Source organism: Nonomuraea sp. NPDC048881 (genome assembly GCF_040649795.1).
Lineage (GTDB): Bacteria > Actinomycetota > Actinomycetes > Streptosporangiales > Streptosporangiaceae > Nonomuraea.
In genome coordinates, this window is record NZ_JBEZGC010000008.1 from 264,973 (window position 1) to 285,148 (window position 20,176).

Below are 20,176 nucleotides of genomic sequence, written 5' to 3' on the forward strand. Positions count from 1 at the left end.
CCGGCTCCTACCCCGCGCCCGGTGCGTTACTGTCGCAGTCCCGGAAGCCTAGGAGGATCTTTCACGCGATGGGCGCCGATCATTTCCACGGCCATTCCCACGGTCACGGTCACGGTCACGGCCACGGCGTGGCCGCAGCGCCGCCGTCGCGCGGCGCGGTCGTGGCGAGCCTGGCCGTGCTGGTGCCGCTGGCCCTGGCCACGCTGGCCTGCCTGGTGTGGCTCTGGCCCGCGGGGCAGGCGGCGCCGGTCGGCCAGGACGGGCGGGAGGGGCCGGCGGTCGAGCGGGTCGAGGGCACGATCGCCTCGGTCACGCTCAGGCGCTGCCCGGCCGTCCAGGAGGGCATGCCGGTGCCCGACCCGGCCACCTGCGGCAACGCCACCGTACGGGTCGGCTCGGGGCCCGACACCGGCCGCGACGTCACGCTGCGGCTGCCGGGCGGGCCGGGGGCCCAGCGGTTCACGGCGGGCGACGACGTGCTGCTGCTGCGCGCCGCCGACGGGGACTACCAGCTCTCCGACCACGACCGGTCGACGACGTTGTGGCTGCTGGGCGGCGCGTTCGCGCTGGCGGTCATCGCGTTCGGGCGGTGGCGCGGGGTGACGGCGCTGGTGGGGCTGGCGGTGACGTTCGGGCTGCTGCTGACGTTCGTCATCCCGGCCGTCCTGGCGGGCGAGCCGCCGATGCTGGTCGCCGTCGTCGGCTCGGCCGCGATCATGCTGACGGTGCTCTACCTCACCCACGGCTTCTCGCTGACCACGTCGATGGCCGTGCTGGGCACGCTGGCCAGTCTCGCGCTCACCGGGCTGCTGTCGTACGGGGCGCTCGGCCTGGCCCGGCTCAACGGCGTCACCGACGACACCGCCCTGACGCTGGGCATGAGCCTGTCCATCGACACCGAGGGGCTGCTGCTGGCCAGCATCATCATCGGGGCGCTCGGCGTGCTCGACGACGTCACCGTCACCCAGGCGGTGACGGTGGGCGAGCTTGCCGCGGCCAACCCCTCCTACGGCTTCGCCCGCCTGTACCGGGCCGCGGGACGCGTCGGACGGGCCCACATCGCCTCGGTGATCAACACGATCATCCTGGCGTACGCGGGGGCGTCGCTGCCGCTGCTGCTGCTGTTCAGCATCGGCGCGCAGCCGCTCGGCGACGTGCTGACCACGCCGGTCGTGACCCAGGAGATCGTCCGCAGCGTCGTGGGCACGCTCGGGCTGATCGCCGCCGTGCCGATCACGACCGCGCTGTCGGCCCTGGTCGCCGCCCGCGGCGCGCGGCCCGCGGAGATGCCGGAGGGCGAGCCGTACACCAGGCCCGTGCGGGCCGGCGGGCCCCTCACCAGGCCCGCCCGGCACCGCCGCTGAGCGGGGTCAGCCGACCTCGGCGCTGCCGTCCACCCGCAGCTTGCGGCGGGCGCGTTCGTAGAAGGTGGTGCCGAGGCGGACCACCTTGGCCGCCCCCGGCCAGGCGGTGACCGTGACGGTGTCGCCAGGGCACAGGTGGCCGACCACCCGTCCGTCCACCTCGACGGCGAGCCGGCCGCTCGTGGGCAGCACCTCCAGCGTCACCTCCTCGTCGGCGGGCAGTACCAGGGCCCGGTTGAAGGAGGAGTGGGCGGCGGCGGGCACCACGAGGATGGCCTCCACGCGGGGCGAGACGATCGGCCCGCCGGCCGAGAAGCTGTAGGCGGTGGAGCCGGTGGAGGTGGCCACGATCACCGCGTCCGCGGACAGGCTCACGAACGGGCTGCCCGACGGGGTGACCGACACCCCGGCCAGCCCCTCGCCGGGGATGCGGACCAGCGCGATGTCGTTGAACGCGGTCACCGCGACCCCCGCGACCACACTCCTGATCGCCATCCGCGGCTCGATCGTGTACTCGTGGCGGTCGATGGCCGACAGCGTGCCGGCCAGCTCGTCCACGTCGATCTCGGCCAGGAAGCCGAGCTTGCCCAGGTTCACCCCCAGAATGGGCGTGGGCCGGCCGGCCAGCAGCCGCATGGTCCGCAACATCGTGCCGTCGCCGCCGAGCCCCACCAGCAGGTCGGCCCGCTCGACCAGGGCGACCGCGTCGACCGGCACCGCGCTGCAGTCGATGCGCCCGACCTCCTCGGGCAGCCCGAGGACGGTGGCCCCCTTGTCCGCGGCCCAGCGCAGGATCGTGTCGATCGCCTTCTTGGAGTCGCGCTGGGGATGCAGCACCAGCCCGACCGTCCCGACCATGCCCATGCGACCAGCCTAAACGGTGGCGTACTCGGACATCCGCGGCGGCCCCGGGCACCCGGCAGCTCCGCTAACGTCGGAGGCATGCGGCTTCATGTGGGATGCGCGATGTGGACGCACACACCGTGGAACGGACGTTTCCTGCCCCATCCGCTCCCGCCGGGCGAGCGCCTGCGCGCCTACGCCACCTGGTGCGACGCGGTCGAGGGCAACACCACGTTCTACGCCACCCCCGCCCGCGCCACGGTGGAGTCGTGGGCCCGGCAGCTCGACCCCGACTTCCGCTTCGTGGTCAAGTTGCCCAAGGCCATCACCCACCACCACCGGCTGACCGGCGCCGAGCAGGAGCTGCACGCCTTCCTCGACGCCATCGAGCCGCTCGGGCCACGCGCGCACGCCCTGTGGGTGCAATTACCGCCCGGTTTCGGCCCCGCCGACCTCGGCACGCTGGCGGCCTTCCTGCACCGCCTGCCCCGCTCCCACCGCTACGCCGTGGAGGTCCGCCACCGCGCCTTCTTCGACGACGCCCGCCAGGCCGGGCAGCTCGAACGGGTGCTGGCCGCCGCCGGCGCCGAATGGGTGCCGTTCGACACGGTGACGCTGTTCCGCACCCCGCCGACCAGCGACGCCGAACGCGACGCGTGGACGAAAAAGCCGCGCGTGCCGCGCCGCACCCGCGCGCTCACCGGCCATCCGATCGTCCGCTACCTGGGCCGCGACTCCGTCGAGGCCACGGTCGAGGGCTGGCGGGAGTGGGTGGACACGGTCGCCGGATGGCTGCGCGAGGGCCGCTCCCCCACCGTGTTCGTCCACACGCCCGACAACGCCGACGCGCCGATGCTCGCCCGCCGCTTCCACGACGAGGTGCGCGCCCGGGTGCCGGAGCTGCGCCCGCTGCCCGAGCCGATGCCCGCCGAGCCCCCCACGCTGTTCTGACCGCCCGCCGGCTGCGCGGGCGGCCTCACGCGCGCAGCGTGTAGCGGATCGGCAGGTGCTTGATCCCGCCCACGAACGTGGTGGCCACCCAGGCGGGCTCGCCGTCGAACTCCACGCTCTCCAGCCGGGGCAGCAGCTCGGCGAACAGCGCCCGGATCTCCATCCGGGCCAGCGCGGCCCCGAGGCAGAAGTGCACGCCGGAGCCGAAGGCCAGGTGCCGGTTGGGGTCACGGCCGGCGTCGAAGCGGAACGGCTCGGCGAACACCTCCTCGTCCCGGTTGGCCGACGGGTACGACAGCAGCACCGACTCCCCCCGCCTGACCGGCGTGCCGCGTACGGCGGTGTCGGCGGCGGCGGTGCGCATGAACTCCTTCACCGGGCTGACCCACCGGATCATCTCCTCGGCCGCCAGCGGCAGCAGCCCGGGGTCCCGACGCAGCCGCCGCAGCTCGCCGGGGTGCCGGATGAGCGCCTCCAGGCCGCCGGCGATGGTGGAGCTGGTGGTGTCGTGCCCGGCGGTGGCGATGATGACGTAGTAGGAGGCGGCGTCCAGGTCGCTCAGCGGGCGGCCGTCCACGCGGGCGTTGGCGATCTCCGAGGCGAGGTCGCCGGTGGGCCTGGCCCGGCGCGCGGCGGTCAGCTCGCGGAAGTAGTCCAGCAGGTCGGCCAGCACGGCGGTGTGGTCCTGGGCGGTGCCGCCGCGCCGGTTGTCGCTGTCGTCCTGGCCGAACAGCTCCTGGGTGAGCCGCAGCATGCGCGGGAAGTCCGACTCGGGCAGGCCCAGCAGCGACAGGATGACGTAGAGCGGGTAGTGCACGGCGACCTGCCGGGCGAAGTCGCAGGAGCCGCCGTGGGCGGTCAGCCGGTCGACGTAGCGCCGGGCCAGGTCGCGGACGCGTACCTCCAGGGCGCGCATGGCCCTGGGCCGGAACCAGTCGGCGGCGACGGCGCGCACGACGCGGTGCTCGGGGTCGTCCATGTGGACGAGCGTCTTCAGGCCGGTGCCGCGGGCCCGCTGCTCGGCCAGCCGGGCGTCGATCTCCGCGCTCCGCAGCACCGGGCGCGGCGCGCTCAGCCACAGGGCGTTGTTCCGCTCGATCTCCAGCAGGTCGGCGTGCCGGGTGACGGCCCAGAAGGGGTTGTAGCCCGGCACCTCCACGCGGTGCACGGGGGACTCGCGGCGCAGCAGCGCCAGGGCCTCGTGCAGCCGGGTCTCGTCGGCGTACGCGGCGGGCGTGGCGAACACGTGCCCGGCCTCCTCCACGGACATGGTCGCGGTCACGGGCGGGCCCTCCTTCGGATGCGGGGGTGATGCGGCCAGGAGAGCCATTCCCCCGGGGCGTGTGCGCCATTCGGCCCTGCGGCGGCCACCGGCAGGGCAAGATCGGATGGCAGCGTCCCCGCAGTATCCCCGCAGTATCCCCGCGGTGTCCCGCGGTGTCCCGCGGTGTCCCCCACCGCGCGGTGTCCCCGCAGTCGAGTCGAGCAGTGGAGTGGAGCGCACATGACGGCTACCGCCGAGTCGTTACGGCAGACCTCCGGCGGCGTGACCGCCCGCCTGATGGGCGTCGAGGAGGAGTACCTGGTCGTCGATCCGGCCACCCGCGCCGTGGCCCCCGGGGCGGCGGCCGTCGTCGGGCGCGCCGCGGCCGGGCTGGGCGACCGGGTCTGCACGGAGATCACGCAGTTCCAGGTGGAGGCCAAGACGGCGCCCTGCGCGAGCCGGGCCGAGCTGGAGGCGGAGCTGCGGCGGATGCGCGAGGTCGTGGCCGCCGCCGCGCGCGCCGAGGGGCTGGCCGTGGTCGCCTCCGGCACGCCGGTGATCGGCGACGTCGTCCCGCCGCCGATCACCGAGCACCCCCGGTACGGCGTCGGCATCGACAACTACCGCGCCCTGCACGACGAGCAGGCCATCTGCGCCGGTCACGTGCACATCCACGTGCCCGACCGGGAGCAGGCCGTGCTGGTCTGCAACCACGTGCGCCCGTGGCTGCCGGTGCTGCTCGCGCTCATGGCCAACTCGCCCTTCTGGGCCGGCCGCGACACCGGTTACGCGGGCTGGCGGGTGCTGGCCTGGGGCAAGTGGCCGGTGGCCGGGCCGCCGCCGTACTTCGGGTCGCTGGAGCACTTCGAGCGCACGGTCGCGGCGCTGACCGACAGCGGCGCGCTGGTCGACCCCGGGACGCTGTTCTGGGACGTGCGCCCGTCGGCCCGGCTGCCCACGGTGGAGGTGCGGGTGGCCGACGTGCCCGCCTCCACGCGCGAGTCGGTGTTCCTCGCGCTGGTGGTGCGGGCGCTGGTCACCACGTCGCTGCACCGGGTGCGGGACGGCGATCCGGGCCCCGAGGTGCCCGCCGAACTGCTGCGCGTGGCCTACTGGCGGGCCGCCAGGGACGGGCTGGGCGGGTCCGGCGTCGATCCCTTCACGGGGGCGGCGCGGCCGGTCGCCGAGCTGGTGACGCGGCTGCTGGAGCACGTCGGGCCCGCGCTGGCCGCGGCCGGCGACCTGGAGGCGGCCGAGGAGGGGTGGCGGCTGCTGCGCGAGAACGGCGGCGGCGCCGAGCGCCAGCGGGCCGCGCACGCCCGGCGCGGGGCGCTCGCCGACGTGGTCGACGATCTCGTGGCCCGCTTCTCCGCCTACGCCTGAAGCCGACCGGCTCCTCCTACGGCTGAAGCCGGCCGGCTCCTACGGCTGGAGCCGGTCGGCCAGGAACGCGCGCAGCGGCTCGACGTGACGTACGGGGTCGCGCCAGCGGGCCTGGAGGTCCTCCAGGAGGTGCTGCTCGGCGACCGGCTCGCCGTGCCGCCAGGCCCGGACGACGGGATGCAGGAAGGCGCACTCGTCGGCCCGCTCGGGCGTGGGGTGGCGCTGGATGGCGAACACGTCGGCCCGGTCGCGCGGCCCCCAGCGCAGGGTCAGCGTGAGGCACAGCCCGGCGGCGGCGAAGCGCTCGCGGGCGTAGTCCTCCGGCAGGTCCTCGTAGTGCCGCACGACGCCGTCCGGGCCGAGCACGTACGCGTCGGACAGGTACTCGAACTGGGTCCACAGCGCCGAGCTGTGGTTGACCCGGTCGAGCATCGACCCGGTGAGCACGTCGGCGTCGGCGGGCAGCTCGCGCACGGGCAGCGGCCGGCCCTCGTAGCGTTCGAGCAGCAGGGCGGTCAGGGAGCGCAGGTTGTAGCGGAAGCCGTCGATGAACGCCGAGGAGGCCCGTTTGAAGTCGCGGGCCTGCATGAGGGTGCCGGCGAAGTACAGGCCGTCGACGTCGGCCGACTGGAAGTCGGGGCGGATCGCCGGCATCCGGCCGCCGGGGGTCAGCGCGGGCCGGCAGGAGTCGCCGAACAGGCCGGTGTCCATGGTGAAGCCGGTGCAGCGCAGGATGGCGTCGTAGTCGAGCAGCGCCTGCTCGCCGTCGGCCAGCGTGTAGGTGATCGCGGCCCTGATCCCGCCGCCCTCGCGCCAGAGGCGGTCGACGGTGCACTCCAGGACGCCGTGCAGGGTCTTGAACCAGTAGCTGTCCAGGAAGGCGCCGTACTGGCCGCGGACGTGGCCGGGGTGCTTGCTCGTCCAGGCCAGGCGGACGGGGCTGGGGCTGGCCAGGTGGATGACCGCGGCGTACGGGAGCAGCGCCTGGGCGGTCTCGAACGCCGAGTTGCCCTTGCCGATGACCAGGACGCGCTGGTCGGCGAAGTCCTCGCCGTTGACGGGGACGTCCTCGTAGCCGGTGGCCAGCTCGATGCCCGGGATGTCGGGGATGTGCGGGCCGCCCCAGCCGGTGGCGACGATCAGGCAGTCGGCGCGGAGAACCTGGTCACCGGTGTGGACGACGAAGCCCGCGCCGTCCTTCTCGACGCGCTCGACGGCCGTCGAGTACCGCACCCGCAGCCCGTGGACGCGCTGGAAGTCGGCCAGGTAGCGGACCAGGTCGTCGGCGTGCGGGAAGTACTCGCGCGAGTAGTTCGGGAACATCAGGTCGGGCTCGTCGTTGAGCAGGGAGTTCCAGTCCCAGCGGAGCTGGATCTCGCGCTCCTTCTCGCCGGTGTGCACCTTGTTCAGCGAGATGAGCCGGCGGTGGCGCGGGTAGCTGCGGAAGAAGCCGCCGGGCGCGTCCTCGCGTTCCAGGGTGACGTAGTCGGCCCCGGCGCGCTGCAGGAAGTAGCTGAGCTGCAGCCCGCCGGGTCCGGCGCCGACGATCACGAACCGGTGGTGTTCCGCGTCCATCAGTCCTGCTGTCCCGCCGCCGGTGGGACGGTCGTGTAGCCGTGCGTCAGGATGCGCTGCGCGGCCAGGTCGTACCCGGCGGGGTCGTCGGGGGCGAAGGTGCCCAGGCCGTCGACGTAGCGGTTGAACATGCAGAACGCGGCCGCGATCAGCACGGTGTGGTGCAACTCCTTGTCGGTGGCCCCCTCCGCCCGGGCCGCGGCCACCAGCTTGTCGGTGACGTCCCTGCCGCTCCGCTGCACGGCGGCGGCGATGGCGAGCAGGGCGCGGAGCTTGGGCGTGACGGGCGCCGTGCCGGGGTCGGCGCGGACCTGGTCCACCAGCGTCATGCCCTCGGGGAGCTGGGCGGCGGCGAACGCGGCGTGCGAGGCCGTGCAGAACCGGCACTCGTTGAGCCCTGACACGTAGGCCGCGATCAGCTCCCGCTCGCCGCGGCTCAGTGTGCTGTCGCCACGCAGGAGGACCTCGGCCAGCGCGTTCATCGGGGCGGCCGTCTCTGGGCTGAACTGGAAAAGTCCGCGGATTCCGGGTTCATCGGAATCGAGGGCAATATGGGGCACGCAAGCTCCCATCGATGCGGTTTTCTCCTAGTCTGCACACTCTGGCAAATTGCGCAAGATCTCGTTAATTGTGCCTCCTTCTTGTCTCCTGCAACTGACGCGCGTAATGTCACGGACGCCACCTAAACCCCGTTTGTGACTGGCGGTCGTCATGGATGAGCATCCCCACATCACCGTTGCCGGCAACACCTACGACGCCATTGCCAAGGGCGACCTGGAGGACCTTCGCCGGCTGCTCGCCGACGACGTGATCTTCCACGTCCCCGGCCGCGGACCGATGGCCCGCGACTACTCCGGCAAGGAAGCCGTGCTCGGCTACCTCGCCGAGCTGCTGAAGTCCACCACCGGCACGCTGCGCCTGGAGCCGGAGTCCTACCTCGTCGGCGGCGACCAGGTCGCCGCCGTCCTGCGCATCCGCGGTGAGCGCGACGGCCGCTCGCTCGACGACCGCGGCATGCAGTTGTTCCGGATCACCGACGGGAAGATCAGCGAGCGCTGGAGCTTCCCGCTCGACCCCTATTCGGTGGACGAGTTCTTCGGCTGATCAGGCCCGCCGGACGGGGCCGCTCAGCCGGCCTCGTCCAGCGCCTCGTCGTTCCACACCTTCACGTATCCGCTGGTCAGACGTGCCCGGTCGGCGTAGTGGCCGGGGTCGTCGGTGGCCAGTGTGGCCAGGCCGTCCACGTACCGGTTGTACATGCAGAAGGCCGCCGCGATCAGCACCGTGTCGTGGATCTCCAGGTCCGTGGCGCCCTCGGCCCTGGCCGCGCGCACGTGCTCGTCGGTGACCTCCCGTCCGCCGCGCTGCACCGCCCCGGCGATGCCCAGCAGGGCCTTGAGCTTGCCGGAGAGAGGGGCCGCCGCCGGGTCGGCGCAGGTCTCGTCGACCAGCGTCATGCCGTCCGGCACGCGGACGGCCGCGAAGGCCGCGTGGGTGTGGAAGCAGAACCGGCACCGGTTGAGCGACGACACGTACGCCGCGATCAGCTCGCGCTCGCCCCGGGTCAGCGGACTGTCCCCGCACAGCAGCACCTCGGAGAGCAGGGTCAGCGGTTCGGCCGCCTCGGGACGGTAACGGAACAACCCCCGAATCCCCGGCTCGTCGGACACCAGCTGGATATGCGGACGCGTCCCGCCCGCGTGATTAACGAATTCACGCCGCCCAGCGTCGTGCGAGACGGAACGTAATGCTGAATTTCCCATTCGGTCCTCCAACGTCCGTTTGCCTGCCTATGGGTTCCAGTGTGCGGGTTCGTCGCGCGCAGATTCCGCCGCGGAACGACCAGGAAGTTGCGTGCCGGTGACCACTTGATGCCAGCGGCGCCGCTGGAACCATCCGCCCGGAATCGGGTTCGGGTGCCGTCCGACGCGCCGACACGGCCTCCGAACAGCGATAACGCATTGTGACGATATCCTGGCGAGCAGTAGCTGAGGCGCACAACCGGGGGCGGAGCATGAAGATCGGCATCATCGGCGCGGGGAACATCGGCGGCACGCTCACCCGGCGCCTGACCGAGCTGGGGCACGAGGTGGCGGTGGCCAACTCCCGGGGCCCCCAGACGCTCACCGGCCTGGCCACCGAGACCGGCGCGACCCCGGTGACCGTCGAGGAGGCGCCCCAGGGAGCCGACCTGGTCGTGGTCACGATCCCCCAGGGCAAGGTGCCCGAGCTGCCCGACGGCCTGTTCGACGACGTCACCGGCGGCCTGACCGTCGTGGACACCGGCAACTACTACCCCCAGCGCGACGGCCGGATCGACGAGATCGAGGCCGGGATGCCGGAGAGCCGATGGGTCGAGCAGCAGCTCGGCCATCCGGTGGTGAAGGCGTTCAACAACATCTTCGCCGACCACCTCGCCCACGGCGGCCGCCCCTCCGGCACCCCCGGGCGCATCGCCCTGCCCGTGGCCGCCGACGACGAGCGCGGCAAGAAGATCGTGATGGGTCTGGTGGACGCGCTCGGCTTCGACCCCGTGGACGCCGGCGGGCTCGACGAGTCGTGGCGGCAGCAGCCCGGCAGCCCCGTCTACACCACCGACAAGGACGCCGAGGGCGTCAGGGAGGCCCTGGCCCAGGCCCGCCAGGAACGCACACCGGAGTGGCGCGCCTGACCCGACCGGGACGCCTGCCCCCGCCCGGTGCTGCTCGGATTCGATCGGCGCTGCTCAGATTCGGTCGGCGCTGCTCAGGCTGGGCCGGTGCGCAGGAGCAGCATGGCGATGTCGTCGGCGCGGTGCTCGACGGCCGCCGCGGCCGCGATCATGTCCTCGGCCACGTCGGTGAGCGGCTGATCCGGCGCGGGGGTGAACCCGGCGGCCAGGCCGCCGATGGCCTCGCCGAGGTCGTGACCGGGCACTTCGATGAGCCCATCGGTGTAGAGGGCCAGCACCGAGCCGGGCGGCAGGGCGAGCTGGGTGGTGGCGTACTCGGCGCCGGGTTCGATGCCGAGCAGCAGCCCGGGGGCGGACTCCACCACCTGGGCGGGCTCGCCGGGCCGGCGCAGCAGCGCCGGCAGGTGGCCCGCGCTGGCCACGCACGCCATGCTCCGCCCCAGGTCGACGCTGATGTACAGGCAGCTGGTGAACCGGTCCGGGGCCAGCTCGTTGAGCAGGCGGTTGGTGTGCGCGAGCACCTCGCCGGGGTTGGCGCCCGCGCTCGCGTGGGCGTGGATGGCCGTACGCACCTGGCCCATCAGCGCGGCGGCGGTGACGTCGTGCCCCTGGACGTCGCCGATGACGGCGGCGGCCACCTTCTCCTCCAGCCGGATCAGGTCGTAGAAGTCGCCGCCGATGTCCATGCCGGGCGTGGCGGGCAGGTAGCGGGCGACCACCTCCAGCCCCGGGACGCCGGGCAGGGTGCGCGGCAGCAGGCTCGACTGCAGCGACTGCGCGAACTGGTGCTTGACGTCGTAGAGGCGGGCGCGCTCGAACGCCTGGGCGATGAGCCCGCTCAGGGCCGTCAGGCTGGCCCGCTCGTCGGTGGTGAAGCGGTGGGGACGGTCGTAGGCCAGGATGCACATGCCGGCCGTCCGCCCGCCGGCCGTCAGCGGCAGGAACGCCCAGGCCGACATGTCGTCCGACCTGATCGCCTCCGGGTACGTCGCGCGCAGCTCGGCCCAGCTGCCGAAGAAGGCCGGTGCGCCGGCGGCCAGCGGGTGGCCGGGCGACAGGTGCAGAAGGGGCTGGCCGTCGTACTCCTCGATCGCCTGGTCGCTGTACCCGCGCGAGGCGGCCACCTGCATGCGCCCGCCCCTGGAGGTGAGGATGGCCAGGGCCTGCACATGGTAGGCGGGCATCACGTGGTCGGCGACCAGGTTGATCACCTCCTGGGCGGTGACGGCCCGCGCCAGGGTGGTGGCCAGGTGCAGCATCTCGTGCAGCGCGACGAGGCGCGGCGGCCGGTCGGCGGCGACGAGCTGGTCGGGCATGACCGGACGCGGGTCGCGGGCCATCGTGCTCGGCGTGACCCGCATGGTGACGCCGGCCAGGCCCGGATAGAGGTGGAAGGCCAGCCACTGGCCGCCCGGGTTGCGGGTGGTGAAGTAGGTGACCTCCTGGCTGACCACGGCGGCGCGGTAGCGGTCCTCGTAGGCGGGCTCGCCCAGCCAGGGCAGGGCGTCCCAGGGGCGCTTGCCGGTCAGCTCGCCCGCCTCGGCCTGCAGCAGCTCCTCGGCGGGGGCGGTGACCAGGGTGAGCCGCCCCTCGACATCGAGCATGCAGTAGCCCTCGGGCAGCCGGTTGAGGCAGGTCAGCAGGTCCTCGCCGCCGGGCGGCTCCCTGGTCAGCACGCGCGGCTGGTGTCCCGGCGGCACCGGCCGGTTCCCCCTCGGGACGATCTCCGCCAGGTCGGCGCAGGTGGCGGTCAGGACGTCGAGCTGGTGCCGGGTGGGACGGCGGGCCGGGGCGGGCGGCCAGAGCAGCATCATGGCCCCCCGCACCTCGCCGTCGCGGTCGACCAGGGGCGCGACGGCCAGCGCGAACCCGTACGGGAAGGCGAGCGCCACGAGCGGGAACTCGCGGGCCATGGCCTCCCGGTCGGGCACCCACACCAGCCGCCGCTGCCGCACCGCCACCGCGACCGGCGACTGGTCGGTGGACCTGATCAGGACCCACGAGCGCGAGAAGGGCTCGGGGAGCCCCGACTCGGCGTCCATCATCAGCACACGCCCGTCCTCGGCCAGGACGAAGAGCACGCACACGTGCGCCTGCGTGCTGGTGGCCGCGCCGAGCAGCAGCCTGTCGACGTGCGCATCGCCCGCCGAGCCACCGTCGTGCGCCTGCCCCTCGTCGTGGAGCCGTCCTTCGTCGCGGGTGCGCTCTTCGTCGGAGGCCCGCCCCTCGTCAGGGGCCTGCCCCTCCTTACGGGCCTGCCCCTCCTTACGGGCCCGCTCCTCGGCGTTGGCCCGCGCCTCGTCGTGGGCCGGGCCCCCGTTGTGGACCGGCCCGCCGTCGCGGGTCCAGCCGCCGTCGCCGGCCGCCGGGCCGGGAGGTGGTGGCGGGTTGTGGGGGACATCTCCCATGAAATCAGGCTATGCAAGCTCCCCGTACGGGAATATGCACGGTCCGTAATGGATGGGCAAAGTGTTCCAAGACGCCGTCAGGCGAGCGGCCCGAGGTACGTGCCACCGGAGACGTCGATGGTCTGCCCGGTCACCCACCGGCCCGCCGGACCGGCCAGGAAGCCGACCACGTCGGCGACGTCCTCGGGCTCCCCGAGCCGGCCGAGCGCGGTGATGGACTCCAGCGCGGCCACCACCTCGGGGATCGAGGTGTAGCCCGCGGTCATGTCGGTCCGTACGGCGCCGGGCGCGACCGTGTTCACGGTGATGCCACGCCGTCCCAGCTCGTTGGCGAGCGTCGGTGCCATCGCCTCCAGCGCCGCCTTGCTGATCGTGTAGCCGATCTGCGTGGTGACGGCGAACCGGCTGGCCGTCGAGCCCATGTTGATGATGCGGCCGCCGTCGTTCAGCAGCGGCAGCGCACGCTGGATCACGAAGAACGGAGTGGTGACGTTGACCGTCATCACCCGTTCGAACTCCGCCGGGGTCAGGTGCGCGATCGGGACGGTCGAGGCGATGCCGGCGTTGTTGACCAGGATGTCCAGGCCACGCCCGGCCAACCCGTCGGCCAGCCCCTCGAACAACCGCTCCACCGCCCCCTCAACGCCCCTGCCCTCTTGCGCACCCTCCGCGTCCTTGACGCTCTGCTGGGGCTTCGCGCCGAAGCGGGCCTGCACGGCGAACGCCCGGCCGCCCCGCTCCTCGATCAGGGCGACGGTCTGCTTGGCCGCCTCGTCGTCGCCGCCGTAGTGCACGGCCACCAGCGCGCCCTCGGCGGCCAGCCGCAGCGACACCGCCCGGCCGATCCCCCGGGAACCGCCCGTCACCAGCGCCGTCTTGCCGGTCAGCATGCCCATTGTCCGCTCCCCACGTGTGTGGCCTGTGCTCCGCGGTCGCGGAGACAGGTCAACAGTGGCGGGGCCGGCTCACCGCGTCCTCACCGGCGGCTCACCGCTCATCAGGACGGCTCACCACCCGTCCGCCCAGCAGAGACGGACGGGCGGATCACCGTGGCTAGCTGGCCGCGGGTGAGGAGTCGCCCCCCTGCCAGGGACGCAGACGGGTGGCGAGGGGCAGACGCATACGCAGCCGCAGCCTGCTGCCCCCTTGCGGATGGTCGATGCCGACCTCGTCGCACAGACGATGGATCAGCCACAGGCCGAGGCGCCGCGCCGAGGGCGAGGGACGCGTGAGCCGGGCGTCGGCCAGATGCTCGGCCCGCAGGCGTCCGGCCGTGTCGCATACATCGACCGTGAGGACGGCGGCGTCGGTGTAGGCCGTCACCGTGCCGCGACCGCCACCGTGCTCCAGGACGTTCGCGGCGGCCTCGTTGACGGCGAGCACCAGGTGGTCGAGCCGCGCGCCGGACAGCCCCGCGTGGGTGGCGTAGACGCGCACCAGATCGCGGGTGAGCGCGAGATTGTTGGTGATGGTGCACCGCAGGTGGAAGGGTGCTTGCATGGCTTGCCCCTACCGGGTACGGGGGTTACGGCGGCGTAAAGCGCTCGATCGAGGGCAGAGAGTAAGGCGACCGAGTAAACGAGCCGAGCCGGGCGCGCCACGGGCGCACCTGTCCGGTTCACCGGCGGCCGAAGCCGTGGTGACCTGGACGATGCCTGGCGGAAAGGGTTGATCGCCCGACATCTGCTTCTCCCTCTGCCCGATGTGCCGACGCTGTATGGACGCGCGGCGCGCCGGGCCCTCTTGTTTTCGGCGATCTGTCAGGGGCGCCCGCACCTTCCCTCGATAGGGAACGTGGCGCGGCTCGGCTCTGCCCTAGACGACCGCATTGGTGTGATTTCAATGACCGACCAGACCGGCGACCCTGCCGATGTGCTGCCCATGGTGCACCCCTTCGGCCTGCGCGTACGCGGCGAGATCGACCACCATGGACGGCCCGCACTGGCCCGAGCGCTGGCGTGGGCGTTACGCATCGGCGAGACCGACGTCCATCTGGACCTGTCCGAGCTTACCTTCATCGACGCCGGCGGGCTGCGGCTGATCATCAGCACGGCCACCGACCTGCCGCCTCCGCGCAGGCTGGTGCTCCAGAACGCCTCGTCGACGGTGCGCGAGCTGCTGGAACTGCTCGGCTGGCGGCTGGGGCCGGAGGATCAGCTGTACCAGGTGATCAACGCGTCACATCCCCCTGGCCCGGACCCGGCCCCCTCCCCACCGTCCTGACCTGACACCCAGGCCCGCTTCGGGGCCCCTGCCCGTCACCGCCCGCCGGGCCCCGCAGGCCCCCGCCCCGCCCGACCTCGCCCGCACCCCCCAGGGCCCGGGCCCGACTCCGCTACCGACCCCATTCCAACCCCACTGCCGGCCCCTCCCGGCCATGCTTCTGGTCCCTCCCGATCCCGCTGCCGGACGCTCTCGACCCGCTGCCGGCCCCTCCCGATCCCGCGTCGGCCCGGCGCCGTGCTGTGACCCTTCACCGGCACATCCGGCCTGGGCGTCCGCCGCGATCCCCGCCGCCCCCGAAGGGCCGTCGTCGGGCTCTTGGCCTGAAGCCCTCGCCGCGCCCCTGGCTCGGCTGACCCGTACTGGGCCCGGACCCGCGCATGTCGTTGCCGAGCGGCCGTGGCCGCCGCCCTCACCGTCCCTCCGGGTCAGGACGGCCAACCGCGCGGCTTGGCCCAGCTCGCGGTCTCGGCCGGGCCGTCGTCCGAAGGGAACAGGCGCGACAGACTGGTGATGTCCAGCAGGCGGGCCAGCGGCCCGTGCACCCCGACCAGCCGGACGCTGCCGCCGCGCCGCTCGGCCTGCCGCTGGCCGACGATGAGGGCCCAGAGGCCGCACGAGTCGCAGAAGGCCAGGTCGGTGACATCGATCACGACCTTCGGACGCTCCGCCTCCAGGAGTTCCGCGAGCGTACGGGCCAGCGGCATGCGGGTCACGCGGTCGAGGTCGCCGTCGAGATGCACCACATGGCAGCCCGGCAGACGTTGGACGTTGATCGCTAACTCTGTCATGAGGGAATCCAGAGCTCAGCGCCACCGCTGTCCACAACCGGCACATCGGCGGCGACATCGAACATCGCCCGCCCCTACCCCTCAGCGACAGCCTTGCTCCTCCACGCGTACCCAGGTAAGCACGATGTGGCTCAGCCGCCACAGCTTGGGTGGCCGCCTTTCAGCCTGCCGCCTCACGTCCTGCCACTCACGTCGTGCGCCTCCCGACATCTTCGCCACGTCCTCACCCAGCCCGCCCGCGCCGCGCCGACTCATTCGGTACGTGGAACCGCCCGTCCCGGCCGTCCTGGACATATAGTAAGTTGGGTGACTGACTCAACGAGGACACGGGCCCGGGGGGCCGACAAGCGGCGCAGGCTGATGGCCGCCGCCGCCCGCGTCCTGCACGAGCAGGGCGTCGAGCGGACGACCATCGCCGACATCGCCGAGGCCGCCGGCGTGCCCGTGGGAAACGTGTACTACTACTTCAAGACCAAGGACGAACTGGTCCTGGCCGCACTGTCCGAACACGCCGGGCACCTGGCCGAACTCACCGCCGAACTCGACCGGCTCCCCGACCCGCGCGCCCGCCTCAAGGCCATGGTGGACGCCTGGGTGAGCCAGCGGGACATCGCCGCCCGGTACGGCTGCCCCACCGGCACGCTCGCCTCCGAGCTGGACAAACGTGCGGAGGGCGGCCTCGACGTCGAGGCGGGCCGGGTCGTACGGCTGCTCCTCGACTGGTCGGAGCGCCAGTTCCGCGACCTCGGCCAGCCGGACGCCGACGATCTCGCGCTCACCTTCGTCGGGGCGTACCAGGGGATGTCGCTGCTGGCGAACGCCTTGCGCGACCCCGAGATCATGACCCGCCAGGGCACCCGCCTGACCCACTGGCTCGACTCCCTCCCCACGAACCCCCCTCACCCCACAAACTGAGCTCCCCTCCTCCCTCCACGAAGACGCCCGCCGTCCAGACCACCACCTGGACGGCCCAACTTCCTCCCCCACGCCCCCTGCCACCTCGGGAAGCTGCACGGAAATACCCGAACCGCACACAACCCTCCATTCCAGGTCCGCCCCTCTGCCCTCCGATCACGCATAAGCCCCCACCCGAGGCCGCCCACCCGAGGCCGCCCGCTCGGCGCGCCGCTCGACCGGCTGCTTGTGGCGCATGAGCCCCCACCTGAGGCCCGCAGCCCTCCCCCGTTCCTCTCGTGTATGACCTGGAGCCCGAGCCCGTCTCTCATCCCTCCAATGGCGCATGGCTCTCCGCTCACGGCCGCCCGCCATCCGAGCGGGAAACGGTCGCTCGCTCCCCCATCTGGCCACGTATGGCTCCCTGCCAAAGCCCGCGCCCTCCCCACGCGAGGCACCGTGCGGTGGCCTGGCAAAGAGGGGGGCTGGTGCGGCGTGTCGGGGCGGTACGCGGGGCGCGGGACGCTGATCCTTGCTGAAGGCGGGGCAAAGAGGGTGGTCATGGACTTCGCGCGGATCGTGGAGGCGATCGGCCAGGCTGTCGATCTCGCAGGCGTGGCGATCATCGTGCTGGGCGCGCTGACGGCCACCGTGTCCTTCGTGCTGCGGCTACGCGAAAGAGAGGCCCCGCACGGCGTCTACCGCGCCTACCGCCAGGGCCTCGGACGGGCGATCCTGCTCGGGCTGGAATTCCTGGTGGCCGGGGACATCATCCGTACGGTGGCGGTGGCTCCGACGTTCGTGAGCGTCGGCGTGCTCGCGCTCATCGTGCTCGTACGGACCTTCCTCAGCTTCTCGCTGGAGGTCGAGCTGGAGAACCGCCTGCCCTGGCAGCCACGGCGCAGCACCGACACCCCCGGCTGAACCTGCCCGACCCGCCCGAACGCGGCCACCCACCCGAACGCAGCGAATCCCATGAAGTGGACCACCTCGCTCGAAATCGCACGCTTCGCAGGAAACGCCCGATTCGGAGCGACGCAGCCATCCGCTTCAAGGCGTCCGGCCGCCCGAGGAGGCGAGGACGCCTCGGGCAGCCGGACCGCCGGGGTCATCTGAAGATGCAGGGCCGCCCGTTGCGATCCACCCCGCTGGACTCATTGAGGTTCACCACCGAACCGCGCAGCACGGTCGCCCCCGCCCCCGGGCTGCTGAACAACACGGTCCCGCGAACGTCGACGCAGTTGTTGTCGAACGTGACCCCGCCGACCGTGAGGCCCGCACCGGTGATGGAGTTCCGCGCGCTGCCGTCGTCGAAGCCCTGCACGTTGGGCACGGTGGTGAGGTTGCACTGCACCCGGAACAGCTCCCACGACCGCACCTGGGTCGCGTCGCTGTGCACCACGTCGGTGGTGCGGTTGCCGCCGCCCACGGCGGTCAGGAAGTGGCCGTCGACCGTCTGGATCGCGAAGCCGTCGCCGCCCTGGCGGACCAGCGCGAACTTCTCCCACGCCTGCAGGAGCGTGGCGTTGGAGTGGATGACGTCGGTCTGCAGGCCGCCGCCGTTCACGGCGGTCAGGTAGTTGCCGGTCAGCGTCCTGATGCCGACGTGCACGCCGTCGCCGGCGTCCACGAGGGTGAAGCGTTCCCACGAGCGGGCCACGGTCGCGTCGCTGTGGATCACATCGGTCGTACGGCCCCCGCCGCCCACCGCGGTCAGGTAGTTCCCGGTATTGACCGTCTGGAACGTACAGGTGGTCGGGGTGGCGAAGGGCAGCGCCGCCCACGCGGGCCCGCTCAGCCCCACCATCCCCGCGGCGGCCAGCGCCAGCCCCGCCACCGTGCCGAACGCGCGTGTCAGGTTCATGCGTCTCTCCCTGCTCCCGGCTCCTCGGTCGGAGCCCTCGCCCTGAGGGCGTTCCAGACCGTGCCGCCCCCGTTCCACCGGCATGCGGGACGGGGAGCCCTTCCACCGGCATCGGGGACGGGGGCGGCGCTGGAGCGGGAGTGACGCCTACTTCCTGCAGACCCGGGCGTCCCGGATGTCGACCGGCAGGACGGGCTTGCCGTCCACGGGCGGCGTGGGCCCGTCGGGCTCCGGCTGGATACCGCCCGCGGCGATCCGGTCGAGCGCGGCGAGCCCGGCGGCGTCGACCGTGCCGAAGACCGTGTAGTTGGGCGCCAGGCCCGAGTCACCGTAGACCAGGAAGAACTGGCTGCCGTTGGTGTCGGGCCCGGCGTTGGCCATGGCCAGCATGCCCCGGGCGTACGTCTTGCGCACTCCGGTCGGGTCGCCGGGCCACGGCGGCAGGTCGGTGGGCAGTTCGTCCTTGTACCGGTAGCCGGGCCCGCCCTCGCCGGTGAAGCTGGGGTCGCCGCACTGCAGCACCTTCAGCCGGTCGTACGCGGTGAGCCGGTGGCAGGAGGTGACGTCGTAGAAACGATGACGGATCAGGTGCACGAAGCTCTGCACGGTGCACGGCGCCTTGGCCGGGTCGAGGGTGAGCCCGATGTCGCCGTGGTTGGTCCTGAGCACCGCCGAGACCGGACGGGTGGGGGTGTGGCGCGGGTCCGGCGGCAGCGGAACCTTGCGCACGGCCGGGTCGTCGGGGGTCTCGGTGTACGCGCACGGCCCCTTGGTCGTCCGCGGCGGCCGCTCCAGGACCGTCGCGGAGGCCGGCATCGCGGCGGCCGCGACCAGCGCGCCCGTCGTGACTGCGGATAACGCGGCGCGGGCCGCGAGTCGTACCAACGCTCTGCCGGACATCGTGTCCTCCACTGCGTGATGATCGCCGGGCTTCCTGTGGTCTAGTCGATCTGACCCGCCCAGTCAAGACCGTGGCCGCACGAGGTCGGCGCCCCCTTGTGCGACTTCCGCGGCAGCCTTAGTCCGCCGCTGGTCGGCGCGCTGGGGCCGGGCCGAGGTCGGCGTGACAGCTGCCCCTCACCACCTCGCCCTTCGCCCTTCGCCCTTCGCCCTTCGCCCTTCGCCGGTGGATCTTCGCCGTCGTTTGCTCGGCCGGGCGCGGCTACGCTATGGCCTGCGGCCACATGATCTTTGGTTGTCAGCACACCGCTCCGTGATCGCGGTGGCCGCACGCGTCTCCGCCCTTGCCCGCCGGAACACCGTTGCAGGAGGACGCCAAGTGCGCTGGCTCGACGTGCGCCGACACAGCTTGACCAAGAAGGGCGCGGCACGTGGGCGTGGGTCACACCTGTCGGGTGACGGCATCGCCCTCGCCCGCTTCATCGGCTCCGGAGTCGGTCCCTACGAGCGCGTGGTCACCAGTTCGTCTCCTCGGGCCGTCGAGACCGCTGTTGCGATGGGCTTCGCCGTCGACGACACCATGGAGATGCCGTCGGGTTATGTGCCGGGAGAGATCGCTCGGCACGCGCAATGGGGCTGGACCGAGCCCTACCGGCGGCTCGCGGAGATCATCCGGGAGGGTCGGGAGGCGGCGACCGTGGCCGAGACCCACCGAGCGATCTGGGCGGACACGGTCCGCGACGTCGCGGAGGGCTGCTCGGCGCTCCTGGTCGGGCATGGAGGGGCGATCGAGCTGGCGTTGGCGGCGTGCTTTCCGGACGCTTCACACGACTCCTGGGGGACGTCGTTCGCGCACTGTGACGGTGCACGCCTCGGCTTCGACGACGGTCGGTTCGTGAGCATCGAGTTCCACCGGGCGCCGCCGAGCCCCGTCCGGACGAGTTGAAGATCGCCGACTGCGGCTGGCGTACTGGCCCAGCAAGCGTCGGTCCTTCCCTTCGCGCTCGGGCTTCTCGCGCTCGGGAGCCGAACCGCTCCGGCTGAA

20 protein-coding genes are annotated in these 20,176 nt (G+C 72.5%); 9 read left to right on the plus strand and 11 right to left on the minus strand.

The window, feature by feature from the left end; all coding sequences use genetic code 11:
* Positions 1–128 precede the first annotated feature (128 nt).
* Positions 129–1,364, plus strand: a complete 1,236-nt coding sequence (locus AB0C33_RS28415) for a YibE/F family protein (RefSeq protein WP_358293307.1) — start codon at positions 129–131, stop codon at positions 1,362–1,364.
* 6 nt (positions 1,365–1,370) lie between these two features.
* Here the strand turns inward: AB0C33_RS28415 and AB0C33_RS28420 are convergent, their stop codons facing one another.
* The gene (locus AB0C33_RS28420) at positions 1,371–2,228 is read right to left on the minus strand and encodes an NAD(+)/NADH kinase (RefSeq protein ID WP_358293309.1); all 858 of its coding nucleotides are present in this window, start codon (positions 2,226–2,228) and stop codon (positions 1,371–1,373) included.
* A gap of 78 nt (positions 2,229–2,306) precedes the next feature.
* Here AB0C33_RS28420 and AB0C33_RS28425 point away from each other — a divergent pair, with 78 nt between their 5' ends.
* Positions 2,307–3,158, plus strand: a complete 852-nt coding sequence (locus AB0C33_RS28425; protein WP_358293310.1) for a DUF72 domain-containing protein — start codon at positions 2,307–2,309, stop codon at positions 3,156–3,158.
* A 25-nt stretch (positions 3,159–3,183) separates the two neighbouring features.
* Here AB0C33_RS28425 and AB0C33_RS28430 read toward each other — a convergent pair whose 3' ends face one another.
* On the minus strand, positions 3,184–4,440 hold the full coding sequence (locus AB0C33_RS28430; RefSeq protein ID WP_358293311.1) for a cytochrome P450: 1,257 nt from the start codon (positions 4,438–4,440) through the stop codon (positions 3,184–3,186).
* A gap of 222 nt (positions 4,441–4,662) precedes the next feature.
* On the opposite strand from AB0C33_RS28430, the gene AB0C33_RS28435 reads away from it, so the two are divergent.
* Positions 4,663–5,805 (plus strand): glutamate--cysteine ligase, encoded by a 1,143-nt coding sequence (locus tag AB0C33_RS28435; protein WP_358293312.1) that lies wholly within the window; start codon positions 4,663–4,665, stop codon positions 5,803–5,805.
* Positions 5,806–5,844: 39 nt separating this feature from the next.
* On the opposite strand, the gene AB0C33_RS28440 is transcribed toward AB0C33_RS28435, so the two are convergent.
* Positions 5,845–7,380, minus strand: a complete 1,536-nt coding sequence (locus AB0C33_RS28440; protein ID WP_358293314.1) for an NAD(P)-binding domain-containing protein — start codon at positions 7,378–7,380, stop codon at positions 5,845–5,847.
* A complete protein-coding gene (locus tag AB0C33_RS28445; protein ID WP_358293315.1) occupies positions 7,380–7,952 on the minus strand; it encodes a carboxymuconolactone decarboxylase family protein in 573 nt (190 codons plus the stop codon). The genes AB0C33_RS28440 and AB0C33_RS28445 overlap by 1 nt, the downstream gene beginning before the upstream one ends.
* 139 nt (positions 7,953–8,091) lie before the next feature.
* On the opposite strand from AB0C33_RS28445, the gene AB0C33_RS28450 reads away from it, so the two are divergent.
* Complete coding sequence (locus tag AB0C33_RS28450; protein ID WP_352330337.1) at positions 8,092–8,484, plus strand: nuclear transport factor 2 family protein; 393 nt, start codon at positions 8,092–8,094, stop codon at positions 8,482–8,484.
* A 23-nt stretch (positions 8,485–8,507) separates the two neighbouring features.
* On the opposite strand, the gene AB0C33_RS28455 is transcribed toward AB0C33_RS28450, so the two are convergent.
* Positions 8,508–9,023, minus strand: a complete 516-nt coding sequence (locus AB0C33_RS28455; RefSeq protein ID WP_358293316.1) for a carboxymuconolactone decarboxylase family protein — start codon at positions 9,021–9,023, stop codon at positions 8,508–8,510.
* A 320-nt stretch (positions 9,024–9,343) separates the two neighbouring features.
* Here AB0C33_RS28455 and AB0C33_RS28460 point away from each other — a divergent pair, with 320 nt between their 5' ends.
* Positions 9,344–10,051, plus strand: coding sequence for an NAD(P)-binding domain-containing protein (locus tag AB0C33_RS28460; RefSeq protein WP_358293317.1), 708 nt, complete (start codon positions 9,344–9,346; stop codon positions 10,049–10,051).
* Between the two features lie 74 nt (positions 10,052–10,125).
* On the opposite strand, the gene AB0C33_RS28465 is transcribed toward AB0C33_RS28460, so the two are convergent.
* The 3 genes from AB0C33_RS28465 to AB0C33_RS28475 all read right to left on the minus strand — a co-directional run bounded on the left by AB0C33_RS28465 (position 10,126) and on the right by AB0C33_RS28475 (position 13,959).
* Complete coding sequence (locus tag AB0C33_RS28465; RefSeq protein ID WP_358293318.1) at positions 10,126–12,459, minus strand: SpoIIE family protein phosphatase; 2,334 nt, start codon at positions 12,457–12,459, stop codon at positions 10,126–10,128.
* A gap of 77 nt (positions 12,460–12,536) precedes the next feature.
* The gene (locus AB0C33_RS28470) at positions 12,537–13,355 is read right to left on the minus strand and encodes an SDR family oxidoreductase (RefSeq protein WP_358293320.1); all 819 of its coding nucleotides are present in this window, start codon (positions 13,353–13,355) and stop codon (positions 12,537–12,539) included.
* Between the two features lie 157 nt (positions 13,356–13,512).
* The gene (locus tag AB0C33_RS28475) at positions 13,513–13,959 is read right to left on the minus strand and encodes an ATP-binding protein (protein WP_358293322.1); all 447 of its coding nucleotides are present in this window, start codon (positions 13,957–13,959) and stop codon (positions 13,513–13,515) included.
* 342 nt (positions 13,960–14,301) lie between these two features.
* On the opposite strand from AB0C33_RS28475, the gene AB0C33_RS28480 reads away from it, so the two are divergent.
* Positions 14,302–14,682, plus strand: coding sequence for an STAS domain-containing protein (locus tag AB0C33_RS28480; RefSeq protein ID WP_358293324.1), 381 nt, complete (start codon positions 14,302–14,304; stop codon positions 14,680–14,682).
* Positions 14,683–15,110: 428 nt separating this feature from the next.
* Here the strand turns inward: AB0C33_RS28480 and AB0C33_RS28485 are convergent, their stop codons facing one another.
* The gene (locus tag AB0C33_RS28485; RefSeq protein ID WP_358293326.1) at positions 15,111–15,473 is read right to left on the minus strand and encodes an STAS domain-containing protein; all 363 of its coding nucleotides are present in this window, start codon (positions 15,471–15,473) and stop codon (positions 15,111–15,113) included.
* 306 nt (positions 15,474–15,779) lie between these two features.
* On the opposite strand from AB0C33_RS28485, the gene AB0C33_RS28490 reads away from it, so the two are divergent.
* Both AB0C33_RS28490 and AB0C33_RS28495 read left to right on the plus strand, forming a co-directional pair.
* A complete protein-coding gene (locus AB0C33_RS28490) occupies positions 15,780–16,388 on the plus strand; it encodes a TetR/AcrR family transcriptional regulator (protein WP_358293328.1) in 609 nt (202 codons plus the stop codon).
* A gap of 540 nt (positions 16,389–16,928) precedes the next feature.
* A complete protein-coding gene (locus AB0C33_RS28495; protein WP_358293330.1) occupies positions 16,929–17,291 on the plus strand; it encodes a DUF1622 domain-containing protein in 363 nt (120 codons plus the stop codon).
* A gap of 184 nt (positions 17,292–17,475) precedes the next feature.
* On the opposite strand, the gene AB0C33_RS28500 is transcribed toward AB0C33_RS28495, so the two are convergent.
* Positions 17,476–18,231, minus strand: coding sequence for a PASTA domain-containing protein (locus AB0C33_RS28500; RefSeq protein ID WP_358293331.1), 756 nt, complete (start codon positions 18,229–18,231; stop codon positions 17,476–17,478).
* Positions 18,232–18,378: 147 nt separating this feature from the next.
* Positions 18,379–19,131, minus strand: a complete 753-nt coding sequence (locus AB0C33_RS28505) for a peptidylprolyl isomerase (RefSeq protein ID WP_358293333.1) — start codon at positions 19,129–19,131, stop codon at positions 18,379–18,381.
* Positions 19,132–19,510: 379 nt separating this feature from the next.
* On the opposite strand from AB0C33_RS28505, the gene AB0C33_RS28510 reads away from it, so the two are divergent.
* A complete protein-coding gene (locus AB0C33_RS28510; RefSeq protein WP_358293335.1) occupies positions 19,511–20,077 on the plus strand; it encodes a histidine phosphatase family protein in 567 nt (188 codons plus the stop codon).
* The last annotated feature ends 99 nt before the right edge of the window (positions 20,078–20,176 follow it).

Bases quoted from the DNA above. Each gene is read 5' to 3' on its own strand.
- AB0C33_RS28420 (WP_358293309.1), bottom strand. From the start codon at position 2,228: ATGGGCATGGTCGGGACGGTCGGGCTGGTGCTGCATCCCCAGCGCGAC.
- AB0C33_RS28425 (WP_358293310.1), top strand. From the start codon at position 2,307: ATGCGGCTTCATGTGGGATGCGCGATGTGGACGCACACACCGTGGAAC.
- AB0C33_RS28435 (WP_358293312.1), top strand. From the start codon at position 4,663: ATGACGGCTACCGCCGAGTCGTTACGGCAGACCTCCGGCGGCGTGACC.
- AB0C33_RS28440 (WP_358293314.1), bottom strand. From the start codon at position 7,380: ATGGACGCGGAACACCACCGGTTCGTGATCGTCGGCGCCGGACCCGGC.
- AB0C33_RS28445 (WP_358293315.1), bottom strand. From the start codon at position 7,952: ATGGGAGCTTGCGTGCCCCATATTGCCCTCGATTCCGATGAACCCGGA.
- AB0C33_RS28450 (WP_352330337.1), top strand. From the start codon at position 8,092: ATGGATGAGCATCCCCACATCACCGTTGCCGGCAACACCTACGACGCC.
- AB0C33_RS28465 (WP_358293318.1), bottom strand. From the start codon at position 12,459: ATGGGAGATGTCCCCCACAACCCGCCACCACCTCCCGGCCCGGCGGCC.
- AB0C33_RS28470 (WP_358293320.1), bottom strand. From the start codon at position 13,355: ATGGGCATGCTGACCGGCAAGACGGCGCTGGTGACGGGCGGTTCCCGG.
- AB0C33_RS28475 (WP_358293322.1), bottom strand. From the start codon at position 13,959: ATGCAAGCACCCTTCCACCTGCGGTGCACCATCACCAACAATCTCGCG.
- AB0C33_RS28480 (WP_358293324.1), top strand. From the start codon at position 14,302: ATGACCGACCAGACCGGCGACCCTGCCGATGTGCTGCCCATGGTGCAC.
- AB0C33_RS28485 (WP_358293326.1), bottom strand. From the start codon at position 15,473: ATGACAGAGTTAGCGATCAACGTCCAACGTCTGCCGGGCTGCCATGTG.
- AB0C33_RS28495 (WP_358293330.1), top strand. From the start codon at position 16,929: ATGGACTTCGCGCGGATCGTGGAGGCGATCGGCCAGGCTGTCGATCTC.
- AB0C33_RS28500 (WP_358293331.1), bottom strand. From the start codon at position 18,231: ATGAACCTGACACGCGCGTTCGGCACGGTGGCGGGGCTGGCGCTGGCC.
- AB0C33_RS28505 (WP_358293333.1), bottom strand. From the start codon at position 19,131: ATGTCCGGCAGAGCGTTGGTACGACTCGCGGCCCGCGCCGCGTTATCC.